The following is a 22,269-nucleotide window of genomic DNA, read 5'->3' on the forward strand; positions in this document are numbered from 1 at the left end:
TCCCCCTCCCTTTGTAGAGTTACCGACTTTCATGATTTCTCCTTAAAAATTTTTAGAATCAAATATCCATTTTGCAGGGATGCGCGAACCCAAGTAGGCGGCAGAGTAAAGAGGATTTTGTTTTGGATGGCATTTTTGTCTCCAGCGCTATCCTCACGCAATTTCACACCACTTTTATATAGGCACTCTAACACATCATCTTTGTGCTGGCGCAAAAGATAAGAAAGCAGCGCAGAAAAAAGCCCTGGCTGCTCCACATCCTCTGTGACATTCACATCAATCTCGCAGGTGTAATCCAAAACCCTACCCCTCATAGCAGAAACAGGCACAGAGAGATTGTATTTTTCTCCTTGGGGGACTTCGTTCTTTAGTAAAAATTGATAGGAAATGACATAGTCTTTTTCTAACATCACTTCCTTTGGAGGAGGCATTTCTGGCAGGAACCAAGGATGGGGGATGACTTGAGGGATGAGGGGTGAGAAAGGAGGCTGCAGATATGTGTCCATGGGGTATCTCCAGCCCTTCCAAAGGGAGCTGGGCGGGGAAAAGAGAGGAGTATCAAAGGGGAGATTTGGGTGAGATTTTTTGTCCCACAAAAAGGTATCAGGATTTTGCAAAACTAAGGGATTTTGCTTCCAGTTTTGCGCAAAAAGCCCCACGCAAAAAATGCCAAAAAAAAGCAGAAAAAAAAATGCGAATTTTGCTAGCAAAGGGCTTATTTTTAGCAAATCATTCCCCATCCTCTGGCTCTTTTTCCTCTTTGGGGCAGCTGCTAGCATAGGCTACCTTTTCGCCTGCGACATTCACGATCTTGACACCGCTTGTGTTGCGACCCGCCTCGCGGATGGCCTCTGTATCCACGCGGATCATCTTGCCACTGGTGGTTAGCACCATGAGATCCATATTTTCATCATTGACATTGATGATGCTTACAAGCTTGCCAGTTTTGGCGGTGAGTTTCATTACAATAACACCCTTGCCACCACGACTTTGCAAGCGATAAGCCCCTGCGAGCGTTTGCTTACCAATCCCCTGCTCACTCACCGTCAAAAGCTTATCATTCTCACTCCTAATCGTAGTCGCACCAATCACACTATCCTCTTTGGCTTTGAAGCGGATGGCAGTCACCCCGCGCGCGGCTCTACCAATTTCTCTGACATCATTGATGTCAAAGCGGATGCACATGCCCTGATATGTGGCCACAAAGAGCTCTTTGACATCTTGAGTGATGATGCTCGCAGTCACGAGCTCATCATCAGCATCAAGATTAATTGCACGCACACCAATACTTCTTATATTGCTATATTCGCTAAGATTTGTGCGCTTGACAATTCCATTTTTGGTAAAAAATACCAGAGATTTGTCATCATGAAAATCTGAAGTAGTGATGGTGGCCATGATTTTTTCATCAGAAGAAAGCTGGATGAGATTTACCACCGCCTTGCCAATAGCCGTCCTCCCCGCCTCTGGGATCTTGTAGACCTTGAGCCAGTAAAGCTGGCCTTTGTTGGTGATGAATAAAATCGTGTCATGCGTATTGGCCACAAAAAAAGACTGGATAAAATCATCATCATGGGTATTGCCGCTGATCTTTCCTTTGCCTCCGCGATTTTGCTTCTCATAGACCTTGAGCTGCACGCGCTTGACATAGCCCCGATGGCTCATAGTCACAACCACGGGTTCATTGGGGATGAGATCCTCTACATCAATGCTTTCATAATCTTCCTCAATTATCGTGCAGCGAGGGGAGGAGAATTTTTCTTTGATTTCTAGCAATTCATTGGAGATAATCTCATTGAGTTTCTCTTCACTTTTCAAAATGCTACTAAGATACTCAATCTCTTGCAAGAGGCTTGCATATTCTTGCTCTATTTTGTCGCGCTCAAGTCCCGTGAGTCTTTGTAAGCGCATTTCTAAAATTGCCTTGCTTTGCAGCTCGCTTAATCCAAATCTCTCCATCAGTGCATTTTTTGCAATCTCTACATCCTGGCTAGAGCGGATGAGTGCAATCACCTCATCGATGTGATCCAGCGCAATTTTCAATCCCTCTAAAATATGCGCGCGCGCCTTGGCCTTTTCAAGGTCAAAAATCGTGCGGCGAATCACCACAGTTTTGCGATGATTAATAAAAATATTTAAAAGCTCTGGCAGGGTAAAGATCTTTGGCTCTTTGTTGTTAATGGCAAGCAAGATAATGCCAAAAGTAGTCTCCATGACGCTAGATTTATAAAGATGATTGAGCACAATCTCACTCATGGCTTCGCGCTTGAGCTCAATGACCACGCGAATCCCATCCCTATCAGATTCATCTCTGACTTCAGCAATCCCCTCAATCACCTTATCTCTTGCAAGTTCGCTAATCTGCTCTACAAGGCGAGCCTTATTGACCTGGAAGGGCACTTCATCAATCACAATCACATCGCGAGTTTTGGTTTTTTCAATATGCACCTTGGCTCGCACTTTGATCCTGCCCCGCCCTGTCCTGTAGGCATCACGAATCCCCTGCTTGCCAAAAATAATCCCGCCTGTGGGGAAATCTGGGCCCTGCACAAACTCTAGTAATTCCTCACTGCTTGCATCTTTGTGGCGGATCATATAAATGGCTGCATCAATGATTTCATCGATGCGATGGGGGGGGATGGAGGTAGCCATGCCCACGGCAATCCCACTAGATCCATTTACCAGGAGATTGGGGATGCGTGTGGGCAAAACATCGGGTTCTTTGAGCGTATCATCATAATTTGGTACAAAATCTACAGTGTCTTTGTCTAGATCGCGTAAAATCTCTTCGCTAGCCTTTGTCAACCGCGCTTCGGTATAACGCATGGCCGCTGCATTATCTCCATCAATGGAGCCAAAATTCCCCTGTCCATCTACAAGCTCAAGACGCATGGAGAAATCCTGTGCCATACGCACCAATGCATCATAGACTGCGCTATCCCCATGAGGATGGTATTTACCAATCACATCCCCCACGATTCTTGCGGACTTTTTATACGGAGTTTTTGAGGTCACTCCTAATTCATTCATCGCATATAAAATTCTACGATGCACAGGCTTTAGCCCATCTTTGGCATCCGGGAGTGCGCGCCCCACAATCACGCTCATGGAATAGTCTAAATAACTCTCCTTGATGGAATCATCAATATTAATATCTATGATACTAGTTTGATCTAGCAAATTCTCCATGCTTCACTCCGACAAAAAATAAAAAGGGATTCTAACTCAAAAAAGCTTAAAAAATAAGTAAAGCAGATAGCTAATCCACACAACCAAAAAAAACCCCAAACAAACAAGCTGCAACGCACTTCCCATGTCCTTGGCCTTCTTGGCAAGAGGATGGAGCTTAGTGCTAGTAAAATCTATCGCATTTTCGATGGCACTATTCACCAACTCCCCTGCCACGCACAAAAAACAAGGCAAAACTAACAAGATTTTGTGACTCCACTCCCTGCCAATCACAAACCCCAAGATCGCAAAAATCACCCCCAGCACCAACACTTGACGGAAGGCTTCTTCATCCTTCCATGCAGCCCTAATACCATCCATGGAATAAAAAAAAGCATTCCTCAAGCGCCCTATGCCTCTTTTTCCCTTTTTTTCATTGCGATGGATTGCGTCTTCTTGGTGTGCATTGCCAGCGCGGTGGGTTTGGTCGCGATTTCTTTCGTGAGGAACTTCATTACTGTGGTGATAGATAAAGTGGGGTTGGCTGGCGGAATTTTGCTCATTGTATGCGATTCCATTGCCTGCATCGTGCTGATTTTGCTGAGGGATGAAATTTTGGCGTGCAGGGTCGGAGCTGGGATCCACAGCATCGCGCTGATTTTTCTGAGGGGTCATTTTTTGACCTCAGTGCTAAGATTAAAGACTTTTGAAAGACTCCTTAGGGTATCTAGGGAATATTGCTGTGTGAAATTTTTGAGATTCACATAGCCCCCATCCTTACTCCTTAGCTTGAGTTTGAGGGATTTGGCCTCTCCTAGCAGCAACTCTGCAGCCCCATCAATAGCCTGAGTGAGGGCATCTTTCCAGGAAGAGAGCTGGGGGTCTTCTTGGATGGTGCTTTTTAGCTGGACTGCAGTCATCCTTACTTGCTCCTCATATTCTTGCTTGCTCATCTCCATTCCTCTTTTTTGCAAGAATGTATAGGCAAAATTCTCAAGACCCTTGGAATCAATCTGCAGCTCAAGCTCTTGATAGGCTAAATCTTGGCCTGCATTCAAGAGCTTTGCTCCAAGATTTCGCATGGAAGCCATCTCAATCTGGATGATGTTTTGATTCGCCCATTTAGGATCTTGATTCCTGCGCTTACCCTGTAGCTTCAAGGAAGCTGCCAAGAGATCAAAACTTAGCTTCCAGTCATTTAATATCTCCCCGATTTTAGCATCCTTGATGCTTTCGCTGCCTTCATAATTCACTTCCACACCGCCAAGATCTTCTGCCTCATAGATGTCTCCAAAAAAATTTGGGGTACTAAGATGCAGGGTCTCATCGATGCTTTTTGGGGTGATGTTTTTGAAACCAAAACGAATGTCTCTAACCTCTGTGATCTTTTGACCCCAGAGGGTGGAGAGCTCTAGCCTCTGGCTCTTGCACTCATAAGAAAAAAACCCCTTGCAAACAAAGGGGTCAAAAGTAATCTGTGCAATGCCGTCTTGATTAAATGCGCTGATGGTGGAATTCACCTGGGCTTGCAGTTCTTTTTTTACCTTGTTGCTGATGATATAAAAAAACACAAACAAACCCACGCAAATAAGCGCGCCTATCCCTAAGATAATCTTGGCAATTTTCCTTCCTTGCATCAATCTCCTTTGAAAAATGATTTTTGTGAAATTATACAAAAGTTTCCCCCAAGGGGGAAAGATGGGGCAAGGGGGGATTTTGGTGCGAGATTAGTGCAGCACCCTGTAGTTGTAGGGAACAAGATTTTTGTCAAGCTCTAGCAAATCTTTTGGCGCATCATCTTGGAGAGGAGATTCATAATAACGCTTGCCATGGATTTTTACAGGCTCTGGCGCGATTTTGCGCATGTCTTCAAATCCAAGATTGCTCGCTTGCATTTTGATGCCATATTTTGCCGCGATAGCTAATACTGCATTTTGTCCATCTTTGGCATATCTGACTGCTTGGAGGGCGATGCGATTGGCCTCTCTTGGGTTATGGAATCCTGAAGAATTCTCTGCATTCAAGAAATCTGCACGCATTTGGCTTTTTCTATGCAATTCCATGGCTTGTTGGACCACCTTGCTGATAGCTTCATCCTGGGCTTTTTTATCAGCAATTTTAGAGAATTCTGGTAGCTTAGCAAGCTCTGTGCGCAATGAAGCAAGATCCTTGATAAGACTTGCTACTGCATATTCTGCGCTGCGGATATTGGATGCCACACTCCTTTGAATCTCTTGGACTTGATTTTTTAGATAATCTTCACTTTGAGAATGGCAGGCCTTGCAAGAAGCGTTCACATCTAGCAAGGGAGAGGCGATGAAATGATTGCTTACTTTCTTTGCTCCTTTGCGCACATAGGGCATATGACAATCTGAGCAGCTCACGCCATTGGCTGCATGCACGCTGCCAGAATAAAGCTCTGCTTCAGGATGCTGCATTTTTAAAATAGGTGCCTTGGTGCTTGCATGGATAAAATCATAGGGAAAGCTTGCCCTAACACTCTCATAATAATCATCAAGCATCTCAATCCTAAAGGCTTGACCCTTCTTCCAAAACTTCCAAGGATAAGCAAGCTCAATTCCGTCTGCTTGCACAGAAATGATCTTATTATCACCACGCAGGGAAGCAAATTCTTCATAATTGCTTTCTGCCTGGATGGTTACCTTTTTCCCTGTGGGTTGATTGTAGTACTCTACGTGGCATTGCATACAAACAAGGGAGCGCATTTCTTGGCGACTTGCCTGAACCCCATGTTTGGGATCTGCTACATATCCGCGAGATACCAGTGCTTTGATGGCTGCGGGACGAGTGATGCGCAAACTCATATCCTCAGGATGATGACAATCTGCACAAGTGCTTCCCATTTTTTTGCCATGCACAGAATCAGGGCCTTTCATCATCTTGATAATAGTCCAATATTTCATCGTATTGAATTCCACCCAACCATGCTGCTTGACAAGGTTTTGTAAATTCCCTGTGTGGCAATTCATACATGCCCCAGGCTGCCCACTAAATTTTTTGAGCCCATGGGCATTGAGATAGTTTTTGTTGTTTCTCAAGGTTTCCATTTGATCAATTTGAGAATAGTAGTGGCTACGATTTTGGTTGTAATCATATTTGAAAGAGTATCCATCCCAAAACATTGTAAGTTGTGGATAGCGATTGAGTTTGCTATAAGGATAGCTTCCTGCAAATTCTGTAGCATGATGGGTGGAATCTTTCATTTGCATATACATGTCTAAGTAATCAGGGAAATTCGCCCCCCATGCTGCAAAATCAGGATTTTCATCGCTAAGCCCCTTAGCAGGCGCAGTCTTGAGTGCGACACTCTCTGCTTTTTTGGTGGCAATATCACTGCCAAACCACATAAGCCCAGTGCCAATAAGAACACCAAGCACCAAGAAAAGTAGTAAACTTTTTACTTTCATTTTTTCTCCTTTTTGTTAAGTTGATTCTTTGTTAAGTTAATAATCCCGTTTATGTCCCACATCTTTGTGACAAGACACACAGCGCAAGCTTTTGTCTTGATGACTGGCTCTCAAAGTAGGATCTACAACATTTTTTACATAGTCTTCGTGACAGCGCACGCAGTTCTCCTGCACCCATTGCTTTGTCTTTTCATTGGCTTCAAAATGGGTAGGCAAATTTTTATCGAAAGTAAAAGCCATCATATGCCCCACACCACTTTGTGCCTTGGCAGCCCACTTTTTGACAAAACCATGAGGTAAATGACAATCCACACACTGCGCCACGGATTTGTGTGGACTTTTGTTGTAATCATCATAGACTTCATTCATTACATGGCAATTATTACAAGCAGAGGAATCATTGCTTAGATAAGAAAACCCATTGGCATTATAGTAAGGTAAAGACTCCGCTGCCTACAATCACGCCAACAATGATGATAAACAGAGTCATTAGAATACTTTTTTTCCCCATCAAAATCTCCCTTTTGTTTGTTAAGTTTTTGTTTGTTAAGCGGTTTTGCCTCTTGCATTTTACTACCTTGAAAATAAGAAAAAACTTAAAAAATCTACTAAAGTAAATGAATGGTAATCACTAGAGATTTTGCAGCAAACAAAAGGCCAATCCCATGCCAAAAACAGGGCCAAGGGTTACAGGAATTTTGCTCAAAAACAAAAATCCTGCTCAAAAATTTATCCTCCCTATGTATAATGGGCGCCGATTCAATCCGATTCAATAATCAAAATAAGGAATAACAATGAGAGCAAATTTAGAGAATAACCCTACGCTTGATAAAAAAAGCGTGCAGATCGTCCAAAAAATCTTGAGCAAAAATGACATCAAGGCCAATGAATTGCGCCAAAAATATGTCGAGGATGGGCTCTATGTAATCAACTTCATGAGTTCTCCAGGAAGCGGAAAAACTACACTATTAGAGAATCTGGGGCAGTTTGAGGATTTTAAATTTTGCGTGGTAGAAGGGGATTTGCAAACCAATCGCGATGCAGAGAGATTACAAAAAAAAGGAATTGCAGCTGAGCAAGTCACCACCGGGGAAGCCTGCCATTTGGAGGCAAGCATGGTGGAGCATGCCTATGGCATACTCAAGCAAAAGCATCAAATCCAGGAGTGTGAATATCTCATTATCGAAAATGTGGGCAATCTCGTCTGCCCTGCAAGCTATGATCTAGGAGCAGCGCTTAATATCGTGCTACTCTCTGTGCCCGAAGGAGATGATAAGATCCTCAAATATCCCAGCATGTTTATGTGCGCGGATGCAGTGATTGTGAGCAAATCAGACATGATAGATTACTTTGGCTTTAGAATCTCACAAGTCAAAGAAGATATGCAAAAACTAAAACCCCAGGTCCCTATTTTCCTCACTAGCTCCAAGGATCCAGAGAGCCTGGCTGTAATCAAGGATTTTATCATCAACAAAAAGAAAGAAAAATACTTTTCCAACCATTCGTTCTAAAGAGTTTGCATGTGTTTGGCTATTCCCTCAAAAGTTATTTCCATCGATGAAAGCACAAATACTGCGACCATCCAGACTCTAGGCGTGCAACGCAATGCGAGCCTAGATCTGATGCAAGATCCTGTAGAGATTGGGGATTATGTATTGCTACACATTGGCTATGTGATGAGCAAAATCGATGAAGAAGATGCCCTAGAATCCCTCAAACTCTATGAGCAAATGATCCAAAATATGGAAGAGGAAGAAGAATACATTGATCCCATCTACAAAGAATGAAGCATTTCTACTCCAATCCTTTCGTGACAAAGACGTCATTTTAGCCCTTGCTCAAAAGATAAAAAAGCAAGCAAAGGGGCTAAAAAAAGAGCTCTATATGATGGAGGTTTGCGGGGGGCATACGCATACACTCATGAAATATGGACTCACCACCCTCCTACCTCCAAATCTCCACTGTATTCATGGCCCAGGCTGCCCTGTGTGCATCATGCCAAAAAACAGAATCCAGCAAGCCTATGAGATCGCCATGCAAAAAGATGTGATTTTGCTCACACTGGGAGACATGCTAAAAGTGCCTGGATCCAAAGGTAGTTTGCAGCATGCAAGAAGCCTGGGGGCTGAGATTGGATTTGTTTATTCCCCCATGCAAGCACTAGAAATCGCCCAAAAAAATCCACACAAAAAAGTTGTATATTTTGCCATCGGCTTTGAGACCACCACTCCTATGACTGCAGCGCTTTTGCAGCGCACTATCGAGCAAAAAATCTCAAATTTATTTTTTCACATCAATCATGTATTAGTACCCCCGCCTCTAGAAATCATCTTAGAAGATCCTGCCTGCAAGGTCAATGCGCTCATCGCCCCCTCGCATGTAAGCGTAATCACAGGATCAAAAATCTATGAGCCCCTCTTTGAAAAATATCAAGTACCCATTGTAGTGAGTGGATTTGAACCTGTAGACATGATGCAAAGCATCCTGATGCTTGTTACTCAAGCCCTGCAAGATACCCCAAAACTTGAAGTGCAATACTCTCGCGTGGTAAACAAAGAGGGCAATCTCAAGGCTCAGAGCCTGGTGGCAAAATTCCTGCAAGAACGAGAAAGTTTTGAGTGGCGGGGGCTTGGGGAGATCCCCTACTCTGCATTGAAACTCCGCAAGGAATATGAGCGATATGATGCAGAAATTCTTTTTGACTCCATTTTGAGCAAAGAAAAAATCAAAGATCACGCTGCTTGTCGCTGTGGGGATATCCTAAGAGGCATCGCAAAACCACTGGATTGCAAGGTATTTGGAAAGGCTTGCGTGCCAAATAATCCGCTGGGAAGCTGCATGGTGAGCAGTGAGGGAGCCTGTGCGGCTTATTATCGATATGGAGCATTGCGCTAGATTGACATTACAAACGAAATTCAAACCCTAATGATTAAAGCATCCTCGATTGAAGCCCTAAAACAACAAGCAGACATCATTGACATCCTTGGCAATTACATCGAGCTCAAACGCGCAGGAAGCAATTTCAGCGCCTGCTGTCCCTTCCATCAAGAAAAAACCCCAAGCTTCATCATCAGCCCCAGCAAGAATCTCTACCATTGCTATGGCTGTGGCGTGGGCGGGGACGTCATCAAATTTGTGATGGAATATGAAAAAATCCCCTTCATTGAAGCCGTGGAAAAAATCGCAGAACTCTCCCACTTCACCCTAGAATATGAGACCTCTCACCAAAAACCCAAACAGCATACAGAAGAATATGAGATTTTTGAGCGTTTTATCCATTTTTTTGGTGATACCCTTGCCAAAGAGCCAGGAATCCTTGCATATTTACAAAGACGCGGGATTAGCGCACAAAGCATGCGGGATTTTTCTCTGGGATACTGTGGGAATAGCTTTGAGGTGGTGAAGTTTTGCGATCAATTGAGACTAGAAAAAAAGAATTTGGTGGGGCTTGGGATCTTGGGGCAGAGTGATGGACGCTATTATGCCCGCTTTGCAGAGCGCATTATTTTCCCCATCCACTCTCCTGCGGGAAATCCCGTGGGCTTTGGTGGTAGGACACTAAGAGATCATGCTGCCAAATACATCAATAGTCCTCAAAGCCAACTCTTTAACAAATCCAAACTCCTCTATGGCTATCACATCGCCAAAGAATTCATCTATCGCGAACGCACCATCATTATTACAGAGGGTTATTTGGATGTGATTATGCTCCACCAAGCAGGTTTCCGCACTGCTGTGGCCACCCTTGGCACTGCACTCACACAAGAGCATCTCCCCCTGCTAAATAAAGGCGAGCCAAAAATCCTTTTGGGCTATGATGGGGATAGCGCTGGGATTCGGGCGGCTTATCGAGCTTCATTCATGCTTGCCAATCTCAAAAAAGAAGGGGGGGTAGTCATTTTTCAAAATGGAATGGACCCTGCAGACATGGTGCAAAAAAATCAAATTTCAGATCTCAAGGAATTATTTTCCCATCCCATGCCCTTTATTGAGTTTGTGCTGCGTCAGATTCCCCTGCAATTTGACCTTACAAATCCCCTACAAAAAGAACAGGCATTAAAACAGCAGCTAGATTTTTTGCACACACTCTCACCCCTCTTGCAAGAAGAATACAAAGCACTCATTAGCAATCTCTTGCAAATCTCTCCAAGCCTCATCCCCACAAAGCCTACAAAACATCAAGAGAATTTCCCTAGCAGCAGATCTAGCAAGCCTGGCTATAGCCCCACTCTCTATGGTAATGGTGGCCTAGGATTTTTGCACCAAGAAAGCCAGCTAGAAGAGCTCATTATTAGGTATATTTTAGAAACCCCCTCCCTCCTAGATCTGGCACTCCAATACATCGATGCAGAAATTTTCCAACACCAAAAGCAGGCGTTTTGCGCGCTTCTTGCAAAGAATCTCGACCATCCAAGTCTCATTGGCATTCGCATCAACCCCAAACTCATCACCACGCCCCATGGCTTTAGGAATGAATTGCGGCTTTTGATATTACGCTATAATACCAGCCTGCTAAACTCGATCCAAAAAGAAAGAGCGCTGAGTTTTGAGCAAAAAAGCTTTAGGATCCGAAAAATAAAAAATCATATTTTGAAATTAAAACAAGGAGAATTGATAGCCTATGAAAGCTTTGGCACTTTTTAGCGGTGGATTAGACAGCCTCATTTCCATGAAATTACTCAAAGATCAAAATATTGAAGTCATCGCGCTGCATTTTAATATTGGTTTTGGCGGGAATTATGACAAAAAGGAATATCTCCTCAATGCCACAAAACAAATTGGCGTAGAGCTCTTAATCTGTGACATCCGTCAGCAGTTTTTTGACAACATCCTCTTTGCTCCAAAATATGGCTATGGCAAATATTTCAACCCCTGCATCGACTGTCATGCCAATATGTTCATCCAGGCTTTTGACAAGCTCCTAGAGCTTGGGGCAGATTTCATCATCAGCGGGGAAGTTCTAGGCCAGCGGCCAAAAAGCCAGCGCAGAGAGGCCATGGACCAAGTCAAAAAACTCATCCGTGAAGCTGGGAAACATCCCAAATTCTCCCATCTATTAGCCAAGGATGCAAACGATAACAGCAAGCCAGCAAGCCTAGATGAACTCATCTTACGTCCCATGTGTGCTAAGCTCCTGCCACCAAGTTTCATGGAAAAAAATCTCTGGGTGGATCGAGAAAAATTATTAGATATTTCTGGGAGAGGACGCACTAGGCAGCTGAAAATGGCACAGGATTTTGGATGGAAATATTACGAAAAGCCAGGAGGTGGCTGCCTGCTAACCAACACCAGCGTGGCACTGAAGCTAAAAGATCTAAGCAATCATCGAAAAATGATATTAGAAGATACACAAATGATAAAAGTGGGCAGGTATTTAATCTTGCAAGAAAATGCAAGATGTGTGATTGCAAGAAACGAAGAAGAAAACAAAAAGCTCTCTGCCCCAAATCCCATGGTGGAGAAAATCCAGCTGCTAGATTGCATCGGTCCTCTAGCGCTCATCGAAAAAGATGCCAGCCCAAATGACAAGATCCTAGCAGCCAGGATCACACTTGGCTATGGCAAAACAGAGCTAGAAAAAACCTACAAAGTCAAAATCGGAGAAGAGGAGCACAGCCTCACTCCTTACAGCAAAGAAGAGGCAAAGAAATTCCTCTTTTTGCAGCAATGAATAAAGCGCTATTAAGCTTTATCCGATATACTGGCTAAATTTCATACGCCAATATCAAAGGGTAATCAATGTTTTTTCTCAAATGGCTGCTGGCTTTGCTGCTCTTTTTTTCTTTCATCCATGCAGAAACGCTCGCAGATGCCAAAAATTATATTGAAAACAAACAATATCAAAAGGCGCTGATGATTTATCAAAGCTACTGCGACCGCAGCAATCCCATCGCCTGCCTTTCTTTGGGGATCTTGTACTCTGATGGCAAGGGCGTGCGTCAGGATTATAAAAGCGCTGCGACCTATTTACAAAAAGCCTGCGATGGTCGTGTGGCAATGGCTTGTCGCTTGCTGGGTGCCATCTACTATGATGGTAAGGGTGAGGTCAAAAGGGATGTCAATCAAGGAGTAGAGCTCTATGAAAAGGCCTGCAATGGCAGAGATGCACTCAGCTGCCTAAGCGCTGGTATCTTGTACTATGATGGCAAAGGTGGAATCCTCAAAGATGAGCGCAAGGGCATTGAGCTCTATGAAAAGGCCTGCAATGGAAATATTCCCTTTGGCTGTTATCTCATTGGGCTGCTCTACTATGAGGGCAAAGGCGTGAAGCAGGATGCCGACAAGGCTATCGAGCTGCTCAAAAAAGCCTGCGATGGATCCAATTCCTTTGCCTGCTCCAAGCTTGGCGATATCTATGCAAGCGGTCAAAACGGAGTCAAGCAAAATCTCCTCACAGCCAAAGAATACTACGGAAGAGTCTGTGACCTAGGCGCTCAAGATGGCTGTGACAAGTATCGAGACCTAAACGAAAAAGGGTATTAATTCTCTGCATCACCTCGCTTGGGGTTTTGCATTCCCAGCTTTTTGCCTTTCTAGTGACTTTATGAGCTTGCTGCATGTTTGACTCTCTTGCAGCCCCTGCTTTTTTTGCATCACTCATGCCTGTGCCATTCCTATCCTAAACCGCGCAAACCCCACCCCCATGAAAGCTCACCAGAATTAGTTTTGTACAACACCTCTCACATGCAAGCCACCCTTTTTTGCACCTTAAAACCCACAACGCAGAGAAAAACAAAGAAAGCCCGCCAAAAATCCACACTAGACAAAGGCCAAGAGCTAGAACTAGGTTACTAAAAGACCAAGAAATCTAAAAGCTAGGCGACACCTCAAAATCCCTCCAACAAAACCACAAAAAAACTACTTGCAAACCCATTAAAGTTGGCAAAAATTTAAAAACTACATAGCCTCAAAAAAGAGTCAAAAAGGAATTTAATATTCCCTCTCTAGCAAGTCACAAAGTGTGTGGATGATAAAAATATGCATTTCTTGAATCCTTGGAGTGTCATTGCTTGGCACGATGAGATTGTAGTCAGCCAGCTCTGCAATCGCGCCTCCATCCCTACCACTAAGTGCAATATTTTTGCAGCCAAGGCTCTTTGCCTTTTGCATTGCAAGCAAGACATTTTTAGAATTTCCACTTGTAGATATTCCAAACAATACATCATTTTCACGAGCCAAAGCCTCTACTTGGCGGCAAAATACATACTCATAGCCATAATCATTGCCAATGGCAGTGAGCGCAGAGGTATCTGTACTAAGCGCAATCCCAGCTAGTGCCTTGCGTTCTTTTTTATAACGCCCAGTAAGCTCTGCGGCAAAATGTTGGGAATCTCCAGCACTTCCTCCATTGCCACAAATTAAAATTTTATTTCCCTTTTTTAGCGTAGCTCCTAGCACCTGTACTACTTGCAGGATCCTTGGGGCGAGTGCTTCTGTGTCTCTTGCTACCTGTAGATGTTTGCTTAATTCTTCTTGGATAAAAGCTTGCATATTATTCCTTTTTTGATCGGATTTTTTGGATGGTGTGGCTTGTAGAATGCCCTGGCACATAATCAATGAGCACAACCTCTTTGGCATATTCGCTGCCTACTACGATTTTGCCATGATAATCCCCACCCTTAACCAAAATATCTGGCTCAATGTCCTTAATGAGCTCTAGTGGTGTATCTTCTTCAAAGATCACAATATAATCCACGCATTCTAGGCCAGAGAGCATAAAAGCGCGATCTTCTTGGGAGTTGATGGGACGCTCCTCTCCCTTGAGGCGACGCACAGAGTCATCACTATTGAGTCCTACTATGAGCAGATCTCCTAGAGAGCGCGCCTCTTTGAGATATTGCAAATGCCCACGATGCAAAATGTCAAAGCAGCCATTGGTAAAGACGATTTTGCCCCTGTATTCTTGCAAGTTCTCTAGCAGCATGGGAAGTGTGATGAGTTTCTTGGCAGGGGTGGCATGAGGATCTAGGATCTGCTGAATCTCTTGCATACTTGCTGTGGCACTACCTACTTTGCTTACCACCACCGCTGCTGCTGCATTGGCAAATTTACAGGCCTCAAAAATATCCATCTTGCAAGCTAGACCAAAGGCAAGCGCAGCAATCACCGTATCTCCAGCACCAGTCACATCAAAAACCTCTTTTGCAATGGTGGGGATCACACAAATCTCATCTTGCTCATCCAAGATCCCGATGCCATCTTCACTAAGCGTAATCAAAGAGACAGAGAGCGCACAGTCTTTTTTTAACTGCTGTGCTACTACTTGCAGACTCTTTTCATCAACAATATCCATACCTGTGGCAATCTGGGCTTCTTTTTTGTTTGGGGTGAGGAGGGTCGCGCCCTTGTATTTGGTAAAATCCCGTCCCTTGGGATCGCATAAAATCGGTTTGTTTTCACTGCGCGCAAGGGCAATGAGCTGCTGGGTAAAAGAGGGGCTTAGCACACCCTTGTTGTAATCTGATAGAATCACTCCATCAAATTCCCTCATTCTATGCGCAAGACTAGAAAAAAGCCTCTGACTAAAATCTTTACTGAGCACCTCTTTGGATTCTCTATCGATACGCAAAACCTGCTGACCTGCAATGATGACGCGAGTTTTTTTTATTGTGGGGCGGGTGCCATCTCTCAAAATACTCTGAATTCCAATTTTTAGAGAATCTAGCTGTGTGATTAGCCACTCTCCCATGCCATCCCCTCCAATCACACCACAAAGCTCTACTTTCGCACCCATGGCTATGAGATTATGCGCCACATTGCAAGCCCCGCCTAGGCGATTGTTTTCATTCTTGACATCCACGATCTGCACAGGTGCTTCTGGAGAGATTCTCGTGCTATCCCCCCAGATATAATGATCCACCATCAAATCCCCAACCACCAAAATCCTTGGTGTTTTGGCCAAATCCATCACAATTCTCCTGCAATTTGCCTAATCTCTTCTACATAGGATTCTATGCCTTGTTCTAGGGTGTATTTTGGCCTATATCCTAGATCTTGCGTGAAAGAAGAAATATCTGCTTGCGTATGGGTCTGAAAAAAAGCATAGGGATTGGGGATGTATTCCACCTCAAAATCCCCTAAATTTTTCTTCAAAATCCCTACGATATCATTATAACTGCGCGCCACCCCGCTGCCCACATTGTAGATTCCGCCCTTTTTTGCATTAGCAGCACAGAGATTGGCCTCTATCACATCTTTGACATAAACAAAATCTCGCATCTGCTCACCAAACTCAAACAAACGCACTTTTTTGTTTTGCAATGCCTGCAGACCTAATTGCAAAATCATGGATGCAGTCTTGCCCTTGAAAAACTCCCTCTCCCCATATACATTGAAAAACCGCAGTCCGACAATGGGGAGATTGGGATCCTTGGCTAGGATATTGCGCACACTCTGATCCATCATGAGTTTGGAAAATCCATAAACATTCTCAGGCTTCTCCCCGCATCCTACGATATTGGGAGCCTTGGTATTTCCATAGGTGCCAGCAGAGGAGGCATAGACCATTTTGGCACCCTTAGTAAGCGTAAGATCAAGCAGATCCAAAAATGCACAGTGATTGGTCTGCATAACGAGTTTTTGATCCATCACCGTGGTATCAGAAATGGCTGCATGATGAAAGAGGATGTCAAAATCAAGGGCTTTAAGTCGCGCAACATCCAAGGGATTATTAATATCCCCCGTGATCACTTCTCCGCAAAATCCTCTAAGATTTTTGAAATGTCCCAAAGAGGTAGGATTGCCGCTAGGGAATTTGGCTTCATCGCGAAACTTATCAAAAACAATCACGCGAGCCTTGGGAAAATGCTCTTGGAAATAATGAGCGAGGTTGCTACCAATAAATCCCGCACCGCCGGTGATGATGATGGTTTTGTGGTTGAAATCTTGCATTATTTAATCTCCTTTTTGAGAATTTCTATCATTTCTTTGAGATGTGTAATTTTATAAAAATTTGACATTTCTGGAATCTCTTCTCTGTTGTCTTTACCTGGTGTATCTAACAGGATCTTGTACTTGACTCCCGCATTTTGCGCTGCCTGTATATCCCGCGCGCGATCCCCGATTAAAATACTCTGCCCTGGATGAATCCCATGCTCCTTTATGGCTTGCAGGATCATGCCAGGCTTTGGCTTCCTACAAGGACAATTCTCTTTTGGGGCATGCGGACAATGATAGATCCCATCCATCCCAAATCCCAGCGCACTTTGGAGTTGATCTTGCATGTAGGCACTAAGAATTTCAAAATCCCTCTGGCTATAATATCCCATCCCAATGCCTGATTGATTGGTGACTAAAATCAAGAGATAGCCCCTGTCTTTACAGAAGGCCAAGAGCTCAAATAAGCCCTCCAAAAAAATAAAATCCCTAGGTCTATACACATAGCCAAAATCCTGGTTAATCACGCCATCTCGATCAAAAAATACTGCCCTCATATCTCTCCCCTCACATCTCATGATGCATATGGTGCATAGAATGGGGTGGGCTATGCTGTGTGTTTAGCATCTTGAAGCCTTTGATAAAATTCAAAAACCCAAAACCCAGCATCAAAAAAAAAGCCAACCACAGAAAAACGCGGCGAAACCTGGGAGTTAGGATGGCTCCAAATACCATGCCAAAAAGCAGCAAACTCACCGCTGTAGCCAGGCCAAAGCCAGCCATGACAAGCACGCTCCCAAGAATGCTACCCGCCCCAAGAGCTACACCAGCAAAATAATAAATCATGCCACAGGGCAAAAGGCCATTGAGCACGCCCAAAAAATACAATCCCACAATGCTTTTGCTGCCCAAGAAATAAGAAAAAAAGCGCCGAAAAAAAGAGCTACTAGAAATATCAGGCTCAATAATGCGCAAAATTTTTGGGGCAAAAACATAGCAGAATGCATACAGCATGAGCAAAATCCCCAAAATCATCAAAAAAACCGCGCTAAGCTCTTTTTGGATGCTGATTTTGTAGCCAATGAAACCGCAGATGAGGCCAATAAGCAAATATACGCTAATGCGCCCTAGATTATAGGAGAGATGAGCCAAAAATCTCTGAAAAAATGTACTGGTAGGAGAGAGACGCGAGGAATATGCTGCCACAATGCCTCCACACATGCCCACGCAGTGGGAGAGAGACATCAAAAAAGCCGTGACAAAAGCACCAACAAACAATCACATACCTCCGCTATCCATGGGTCTTTCTTGCATTTCCTGGGCTTTTTTGAGACCTTCTGTATGCAGTTCTTCCTCTTGGATTCTTTTTGCACTCTTTGTCTTGTGCATTTCTTGGGATTTTTGGGCTTGCATTGCCTTGTAGGGATCATTTTGGGGAGTGCTCATGATGTCTGGAGTGGGTGGGGCTTTGGGGTTTTTGATTGCTGGGGTATTTGGGTTTTTGGGAGCATTGGGCGCTTTTTGAGCATTTTGGATTATAGCATCTTGGGATTTTTTGCGATCTAGGGATTTTTGCATCATCTCCTCTGCCCTCTTGATGCTATCTTTGGGGAAGTCTTGGGTTTGAGAGAATTCATCCTTCATGCCATCTAGAGTTTTTTGCATCATCTCCTGAGCTTTTTTGATGCTCTCCATGCGTAAGTCCTGGGAGGATTTGCCATCTGCATTTTGTGGATTCAGTGCATTTGGGGTGCTTGGAGCTTTTGGTGGTTGGGAGTTTGGAGCTTTTTGACCTAGGTCATGAAATTCTAAATTTCTCACACCCATTGGCATTTTTACAAACACATCCTCATAATTCTTCCCGCCTTTTTTTACCTTGACATAAACCTCACCAGTGTTGGTGTTGTAAAGATAGGTCTCTGTCCCATCTGCAAACATCTGCCAATTGGCAAAAAGGGCACCAAACGCCAAAAAAAACAATGTCAAAAATTTCATCTTTCCACCTGTCCTTTGATTTTTTCTTGCAAGGATAAAATCGCACGCTTCTTGGCCAAAAAACTATTTTTGTTTGCGACCAAAAAAACGCTAGATTCCATGATCACCTCAGCAATTTCTAGATTGTTTTGCTGCATAGTGAGGCCAGTCTCCACGATATCCACAATCCCATCTGCAAGGCCCACCAAAGGAGCCAATTCAATGGATCCATAGAGCTTGACCACATCCACGGCAATGGCTTTTTGAGAAAAAAACTCCTGAGTGATGTGAGGCATTTTGGTAGCGATCTTGATTTGAGACTTACCATAATCAATAGGCTTGCCAATCTCAGAACCCACCACAATCTTGCATCTGCCAATCCCAAGGTCCAAAAGCGGCAAAACATCACTCCTCTGCTCTTCTAGCACATCCCTCCCAACAATCCCAAGATCTGCGGAATGATGCGATACATAGGTGGGGACATCTTGATTGCGCACCAGCAAAAATACAAAATCTCCAATTTTTAAGATCAATTTTCTTTGGTCAAAGAGAAATTCCCTGCCAAAAATTTGAGAAAAAATGCGCAAGGTGTCCTCTGCAATCCTGCCTTTTGGCAAAGCGATGGTAAGCATTATAGGACTCCTTTTTGGATGGCTTTCTGGATGCAAGCCTCCATGCCGCGAAAAATCAACATCTCATCATAAATACTATTAGGGAGGAGCTTTGAGAAAAATTTCCCATCCCCGCCGGTGATATAGATTTTTTTGTCCTTTGCCATGTCTGCAACAAGTAAAGAAATGCCCTTCAAAACTCCAAAGCTCATGGCATCCTGGGTGGCCTGGGGGAGGTCCTCTAGGGAGACTTGGAAGTGAAGGGGTTTTTTGAGTGCTGGAGAAATCTCTGCAAAGGCATTGCTATAGGCATAAAGACCTGGCAAAATGCAACCCCCAAGATGCGTGGAATCCTCCATGATATCAATGGTAATCGCACTGCCTGCATCAATCACCACCCCATCTCGCACGCTCACACATGCAGCACGCCGATCCACGCCAAGCCCTGCATAAGAGGTGTCAATAGAAATGAGAGAGCCAACATTGCAACAGCGCTTAGACATCTTGAGCAATCTCTCCTCATATTCCCTGCACACGCTGATATAATAAATCTCATCATTCAAAAAACTTTTGTTTAGATGCTCTGGCAAGACCCTCCAGATGCTTTTTTGATTGTAGAAATGCAGATGCGTATTACCAATGTCACAAAGGATCATTTTTTCTTTTTCCATTTTCGCGAAAAGTCCAGATAATACCTGTCATAGTAGATGCGAGAATCATTATAAAATACGATTTTATTACGCGGGACTTTGCCTAAAACATCATGCAGAGTGTAGGTTTTGTGCTGAAAATCATCCAAATCTACCTCAATAAGATAGCCCAGGCGCTCCATTGTATAGAGCTTATTTTTTTCAATCACGATGCCACTTAAAACTGCAAAGGGGAGGGAGAGTTCATTGACTACACGCATGGTGGCATCTAACTGCAAGATCTTACCCTCTAATGTCAGCACATACAAATAGCCATTATAAAGCTTCACATCTCGGATATTTGCCTCATAATCAAACTGCCTACCGCCAACAAGGGTTATGAGGCGTTTGGGAGTGGCTGCAAAGATCCTAGAATCCGCAGCATCCAAAAAAATCACATTGCTAAAAAATTTCTCAGAATGCACGATGATAGTGCGCTCAAGCTTTTTGGTCCTAAGCGAAACGCCTGAAATCTGCCCATCTAGCGTGGGAAAAACCACCAAAGTATCCAAAAATGCAGGACTTGCATTGAGTGAATCTACCGCGATGGCAGAGGATCCACGATCGCTAAAAATCATCTCTCCTGTGTTGATGTCATAAATCCCATAGGAATTATCAATCAAAACAAAGGCCAAAAAATGATCCTTCATATTGGCGCTAAACGCACAACTTCTAGTAGGAAATTTTTTGGTTTTTTGTGTGACCTTATCAATGAGTTCGATATGTTGACAATCCTGCATGATCATATAGTATTTGTCATTTTCATTGAGAAGACGAGAATTTTTCTGTAATTTCAACAAAGTCCCTCCACTCTTGCTGATGACCTCTCCATTTTTGAGTATCACAGAATTGCGACTAGACCACTCCAGTTCACTGGGCAAAACCTTGTTGAAGGTGACTGAACCACTGATTTTTTTGGGCACAAAGTCCTTGCGCTGACTGCATCCCTCAAAAATCAAAAATGCAATAATGCCAATGAATAATAAGGCTCGCAAACGACTTCTCCTAATTTTGATAATGCAAGAGCATTTTTGCAATTTCTTTCAAGCCAGAGGCATCAGGGATGCTCTGCAAGATTTCATTGGCCTCTTTGTTTTTGTGATTTTCTTTGAGCAAAAATGCACTCTGGATCTTTGCGAGATCTTTGAGGGGTCCTGCATCAATGCTAGAGAGCAATTTTTGATCTTTTTGGATGGAGGCATCTTGGTATTTGGCAATCTGGGCTATCAAGGGATTTTTAGACTTAGCAAGATGGGATAGATCCTCTTGGCTACCGCTTCTTAGGGCCTCTTTCAGCAAAAAGATCTCATAAAGCAAGGGTGAGCTTTGCTTGAGTTTATCGCGCAGGGCTTGATTTTTGGGCTGCTTTTGGAGCTCTCTGGCATACTCGCTAGATTTTTGTGCACGATTCTCCTCTAAGATACTAGAGACCTGCCAATAAACCACTGCAGCAATAAGAATCCCCAGCAAAACAAGCAAAATCTTTTTATATTTCTTGAAAAACCGCTCCACCCTAAAAGCGCTTTCAAAAATTTTTTCATCACTTTTGAATTCATTCTTCACAATTTCCAAATCTTTTTTCAAACCCATCGCTATCCCTTATATTCCAGTGCTACCTAATCCTTTTTCACCCCTTGGGCTAGGATCCAAATCCTCCACCGCATCAAATTCCACCTTTGCATATTGGGAAATCACGCCCTGAGCAATACGATCTCCCTTGGCAATGAAAAAATCTTCTTTGGTGCTATTATACAAAATCACCATAATTTCACCGCGATAATCACTATCAATGGTTCCTGGGGAATTGAGCACAGTGATGCCAGATTTGAATGCCAATCCGCTTCTAGGACGCACCTGCAACTCATAGCCTTCAGGAACCTGGATACATAGCCCTGTCTTAACCAATCCATGACTGTGGGCTGGAATCACCACTTCCTCAATGCTCTGCAAATCAAAGCCCGCAGCTCCTTGAGTTTGATAGAGGGGGATTTTTGCATCTGGATGGATTTTTTTAATCTTCACCTGCATTTATATCTCAAATTCTATGGGCTTATAAAAAACTTCTAGGATTTCAAAATCACTCTCCCCATTTGGCAAAACAATACTCACCTCATCTCCTACGATCTTGCCAATCAGACTTTTTGCGATGGGAGAACCAAAAGAAATCAACCCACGCGCTGGATCGCTCTCCACACTCCCCACGATGGTATAGCAGAAGGTTTTTTCTGTATCAAGATTGCGGATCTTCACACTGCTTCCAAAGCTAACTTTTTCATGGCTGAGGGTATGGGGGTCGATGATTTGCACATTGCTAAGCAGAAGAGTCAAATCATTAATGCGAGCTTCAATGAAAAGCTGCTTTTCTTTTGCAGCATGATACTCTGCATTTTCCTTGAGATCTCCATGACTGCGCGCAATATCGATATCTTTTACGATGTTTGGTCTTTGGATTTCTTTGAGATCTTTGAGCTCTGCGCGAAGTTTTTCATACCCATACTGAGTAATTGGTTCCATAGCCATGTT

23 protein-coding genes and 1 pseudogene are annotated in these 22,269 nt (G+C 43.6%); 6 read left to right on the forward strand and 18 right to left on the reverse strand.

The annotated features are described in order from the left end of the window. Positions 1-29: 29 nt before the first annotated feature. The 6 genes and pseudogenes from DQN48_RS04675 to nrfH all read right to left on the reverse strand — a co-directional run bounded on the left by DQN48_RS04675 (position 30) and on the right by nrfH (position 7,107). A complete protein-coding gene (locus DQN48_RS04675) occupies positions 30-506 on the reverse strand; it encodes a hypothetical protein (RefSeq protein ID WP_145980439.1) in 477 nt (158 codons plus the stop codon). A 223-nt stretch (positions 507-729) separates the two neighbouring features. Further along, positions 730-3,189, reverse strand: a complete 2,460-nt coding sequence (gyrA, locus tag DQN48_RS04680; RefSeq protein ID WP_041913148.1) for a DNA gyrase subunit A — start codon at positions 3,187-3,189, stop codon at positions 730-732. A gap of 36 nt (positions 3,190-3,225) precedes the next feature. Continuing rightward, the gene (locus DQN48_RS04685; RefSeq protein WP_081441313.1) at positions 3,226-3,549 is read right to left on the reverse strand and encodes a diacylglycerol kinase; all 324 of its coding nucleotides are present in this window, start codon (positions 3,547-3,549) and stop codon (positions 3,226-3,228) included. Between the two features lie 290 nt (positions 3,550-3,839). Then, positions 3,840-4,805, reverse strand: a complete 966-nt coding sequence (locus tag DQN48_RS04690; RefSeq protein WP_013023214.1) for a hypothetical protein — start codon at positions 4,803-4,805, stop codon at positions 3,840-3,842. 90 nt (positions 4,806-4,895) lie between these two features. After that, the gene (locus DQN48_RS04695; RefSeq protein ID WP_013023215.1) at positions 4,896-6,596 is read right to left on the reverse strand and encodes an ammonia-forming cytochrome c nitrite reductase subunit c552; all 1,701 of its coding nucleotides are present in this window, start codon (positions 6,594-6,596) and stop codon (positions 4,896-4,898) included. A gap of 36 nt (positions 6,597-6,632) precedes the next feature. Continuing rightward, positions 6,633-7,107, reverse strand: a pseudogene (gene nrfH / locus DQN48_RS04700) (cytochrome c nitrite reductase small subunit). A 283-nt stretch (positions 7,108-7,390) separates the two neighbouring features. On the opposite strand from nrfH, the gene hypB reads away from it, so the two are divergent. The 6 genes from hypB (at position 7,391) to DQN48_RS04730 (ending at position 13,079) form a co-directional block, all read left to right on the forward strand. Further along, positions 7,391-8,107 (forward strand): hydrogenase nickel incorporation protein HypB, encoded by a 717-nt coding sequence (gene hypB / locus DQN48_RS04705; protein ID WP_013023216.1) that lies wholly within the window; start codon positions 7,391-7,393, stop codon positions 8,105-8,107. Between the two features lie 9 nt (positions 8,108-8,116). Beyond that, a complete protein-coding gene (locus DQN48_RS04710) occupies positions 8,117-8,383 on the forward strand; it encodes a HypC/HybG/HupF family hydrogenase formation chaperone (RefSeq protein ID WP_013023217.1) in 267 nt (88 codons plus the stop codon). Next, positions 8,361-9,491, forward strand: coding sequence for a hydrogenase formation protein HypD (hypD, locus tag DQN48_RS04715; RefSeq protein WP_013023218.1), 1,131 nt, complete (start codon positions 8,361-8,363; stop codon positions 9,489-9,491). The genes DQN48_RS04710 and hypD overlap by 23 nt, the downstream gene beginning before the upstream one ends. Before the next feature lie 30 nt (positions 9,492-9,521). Then, positions 9,522-11,240 (forward strand): DNA primase, encoded by a 1,719-nt coding sequence (gene dnaG / locus DQN48_RS04720; RefSeq protein WP_013023219.1) that lies wholly within the window; start codon positions 9,522-9,524, stop codon positions 11,238-11,240. Beyond that, the gene (locus DQN48_RS04725) at positions 11,218-12,267 is read left to right on the forward strand and encodes an argininosuccinate synthase domain-containing protein (RefSeq protein WP_041913149.1); all 1,050 of its coding nucleotides are present in this window, start codon (positions 11,218-11,220) and stop codon (positions 12,265-12,267) included. The genes dnaG and DQN48_RS04725 overlap by 23 nt, the downstream gene beginning before the upstream one ends. 68 nt (positions 12,268-12,335) lie before the next feature. After that, complete coding sequence (locus tag DQN48_RS04730; protein ID WP_013023221.1) at positions 12,336-13,079, forward strand: tetratricopeptide repeat protein; 744 nt, start codon at positions 12,336-12,338, stop codon at positions 13,077-13,079. A 447-nt stretch (positions 13,080-13,526) separates the two neighbouring features. Here DQN48_RS04730 and gmhA read toward each other — a convergent pair whose 3' ends face one another. The 12 genes from gmhA to greA are packed head-to-tail and all read right to left on the reverse strand — an operon-like array spanning position 13,527 to position 22,266. Then, entirely contained in the window at positions 13,527-14,087 is a 561-nt protein-coding gene (gene gmhA, locus DQN48_RS04735; protein WP_013023223.1) for a D-sedoheptulose 7-phosphate isomerase, read from the reverse strand. A 1-nt stretch (position 14,088) separates the two neighbouring features. After that, positions 14,089-15,504, reverse strand: coding sequence for a D-glycero-beta-D-manno-heptose-7-phosphate kinase (gene rfaE1 / locus DQN48_RS04740; protein WP_013023224.1), 1,416 nt, complete (start codon positions 15,502-15,504; stop codon positions 14,089-14,091). Then, positions 15,504-16,487 (reverse strand): ADP-glyceromanno-heptose 6-epimerase, encoded by a 984-nt coding sequence (gene rfaD, locus DQN48_RS04745; protein ID WP_013023225.1) that lies wholly within the window; start codon positions 16,485-16,487, stop codon positions 15,504-15,506. Before rfaD ends, rfaE1 begins: the two co-directional genes overlap by 1 nt. Then, complete coding sequence (locus DQN48_RS04750) at positions 16,487-17,029, reverse strand: D-glycero-alpha-D-manno-heptose-1,7-bisphosphate 7-phosphatase (protein ID WP_013023226.1); 543 nt, start codon at positions 17,027-17,029, stop codon at positions 16,487-16,489. The genes rfaD and DQN48_RS04750 overlap by 1 nt, the downstream gene beginning before the upstream one ends. Positions 17,030-17,039: 10 nt before the next feature. After that, a complete protein-coding gene (locus tag DQN48_RS04755) occupies positions 17,040-17,750 on the reverse strand; it encodes a sulfite exporter TauE/SafE family protein (RefSeq protein WP_013023227.1) in 711 nt (236 codons plus the stop codon). After that, on the reverse strand, positions 17,751-18,467 hold the full coding sequence (locus DQN48_RS04760) for a hypothetical protein (RefSeq protein WP_013023228.1): 717 nt from the start codon (positions 18,465-18,467) through the stop codon (positions 17,751-17,753). Continuing rightward, on the reverse strand, positions 18,464-19,078 hold the full coding sequence (hisG, locus tag DQN48_RS04765; RefSeq protein ID WP_013023229.1) for an ATP phosphoribosyltransferase: 615 nt from the start codon (positions 19,076-19,078) through the stop codon (positions 18,464-18,466). The genes DQN48_RS04760 and hisG overlap by 4 nt, the downstream gene beginning before the upstream one ends. Further along, positions 19,078-19,728, reverse strand: coding sequence for a type III pantothenate kinase (locus DQN48_RS04770; RefSeq protein ID WP_231843982.1), 651 nt, complete (start codon positions 19,726-19,728; stop codon positions 19,078-19,080). Before DQN48_RS04770 ends, hisG begins: the two co-directional genes overlap by 1 nt. Then, positions 19,710-20,741 carry a hypothetical protein gene (locus DQN48_RS04775; RefSeq protein ID WP_013023231.1) on the reverse strand — a complete coding sequence of 344 codons (1,032 nt, stop codon included), beginning with the start codon at positions 20,739-20,741 and terminating at the stop codon, positions 19,710-19,712. Before DQN48_RS04775 ends, DQN48_RS04770 begins: the two co-directional genes overlap by 19 nt. A 10-nt stretch (positions 20,742-20,751) precedes the next feature. Then, positions 20,752-21,336, reverse strand: a complete 585-nt coding sequence (locus DQN48_RS04780; protein ID WP_013023232.1) for a hypothetical protein — start codon at positions 21,334-21,336, stop codon at positions 20,752-20,754. A 9-nt stretch (positions 21,337-21,345) separates the two neighbouring features. After that, entirely contained in the window at positions 21,346-21,774 is a 429-nt protein-coding gene (gene dut / locus DQN48_RS04785) for a dUTP diphosphatase (protein ID WP_013023233.1), read from the reverse strand. After that, on the reverse strand, positions 21,775-22,266 hold the full coding sequence (greA, locus tag DQN48_RS04790; RefSeq protein WP_041913150.1) for a transcription elongation factor GreA: 492 nt from the start codon (positions 22,264-22,266) through the stop codon (positions 21,775-21,777). Between the last annotated feature and the right edge of the window lie 3 nt (positions 22,267-22,269).

Origin of the sequence: Helicobacter mustelae (assembly GCF_900476215.1) — a bacterium.
GTDB classification, from domain to species: domain Bacteria; phylum Campylobacterota; class Campylobacteria; order Campylobacterales; family Helicobacteraceae; genus Helicobacter_H; species Helicobacter_H mustelae.

Excerpts from the sequence above, each read along its gene's own strand:
- DQN48_RS04675 (WP_145980439.1), bottom strand. The coding sequence starts at position 506 with ATGGACACATATCTGCAGCCTCCTTTCTCACCCCTCATCCCTCAAGTC.
- rfaE1 (WP_013023224.1), bottom strand. The coding sequence starts at position 15,504 with ATGGATTTGGCCAAAACACCAAGGATTTTGGTGGTTGGGGATTTGATG.
- hypB (WP_013023216.1), top strand. The coding sequence starts at position 7,391 with ATGAGAGCAAATTTAGAGAATAACCCTACGCTTGATAAAAAAAGCGTG.
- DQN48_RS04725 (WP_041913149.1), top strand. The coding sequence starts at position 11,218 with ATGAAAGCTTTGGCACTTTTTAGCGGTGGATTAGACAGCCTCATTTCC.
- hisG (WP_013023229.1), bottom strand. The coding sequence starts at position 19,078 with ATGCTTACCATCGCTTTGCCAAAAGGCAGGATTGCAGAGGACACCTTG.
- dnaG (WP_013023219.1), top strand. The coding sequence starts at position 9,522 with ATGATTAAAGCATCCTCGATTGAAGCCCTAAAACAACAAGCAGACATC.
- DQN48_RS04750 (WP_013023226.1), bottom strand. The coding sequence starts at position 17,029 with ATGAGGGCAGTATTTTTTGATCGAGATGGCGTGATTAACCAGGATTTT.
- DQN48_RS04770 (WP_231843982.1), bottom strand. The coding sequence starts at position 19,728 with ATGGAAAAAGAAAAAATGATCCTTTGTGACATTGGTAATACGCATCTG.
- DQN48_RS04760 (WP_013023228.1), bottom strand. The coding sequence starts at position 18,467 with ATGAAATTTTTGACATTGTTTTTTTTGGCGTTTGGTGCCCTTTTTGCC.
- gmhA (WP_013023223.1), bottom strand. The coding sequence starts at position 14,087 with ATGCAAGCTTTTATCCAAGAAGAATTAAGCAAACATCTACAGGTAGCA.
- DQN48_RS04685 (WP_081441313.1), bottom strand. The coding sequence starts at position 3,549 with ATGGATGGTATTAGGGCTGCATGGAAGGATGAAGAAGCCTTCCGTCAA.
- DQN48_RS04695 (WP_013023215.1), bottom strand. The coding sequence starts at position 6,596 with ATGAAAGTAAAAAGTTTACTACTTTTCTTGGTGCTTGGTGTTCTTATT.
- DQN48_RS04730 (WP_013023221.1), top strand. The coding sequence starts at position 12,336 with ATGTTTTTTCTCAAATGGCTGCTGGCTTTGCTGCTCTTTTTTTCTTTC.
- dut (WP_013023233.1), bottom strand. The coding sequence starts at position 21,774 with ATGCAGGTGAAGATTAAAAAAATCCATCCAGATGCAAAAATCCCCCTC.
- DQN48_RS04780 (WP_013023232.1), bottom strand. The coding sequence starts at position 21,336 with ATGGGTTTGAAAAAAGATTTGGAAATTGTGAAGAATGAATTCAAAAGT.
- gyrA (WP_041913148.1), bottom strand. The coding sequence starts at position 3,189 with ATGGAGAATTTGCTAGATCAAACTAGTATCATAGATATTAATATTGAT.
- DQN48_RS04710 (WP_013023217.1), top strand. The coding sequence starts at position 8,117 with ATGTGTTTGGCTATTCCCTCAAAAGTTATTTCCATCGATGAAAGCACA.
- rfaD (WP_013023225.1), bottom strand. The coding sequence starts at position 16,487 with ATGCAAGATTTCAACCACAAAACCATCATCATCACCGGCGGTGCGGGA.
- DQN48_RS04690 (WP_013023214.1), bottom strand. The coding sequence starts at position 4,805 with ATGCAAGGAAGGAAAATTGCCAAGATTATCTTAGGGATAGGCGCGCTT.
- greA (WP_041913150.1), bottom strand. The coding sequence starts at position 22,266 with ATGGCTATGGAACCAATTACTCAGTATGGGTATGAAAAACTTCGCGCA.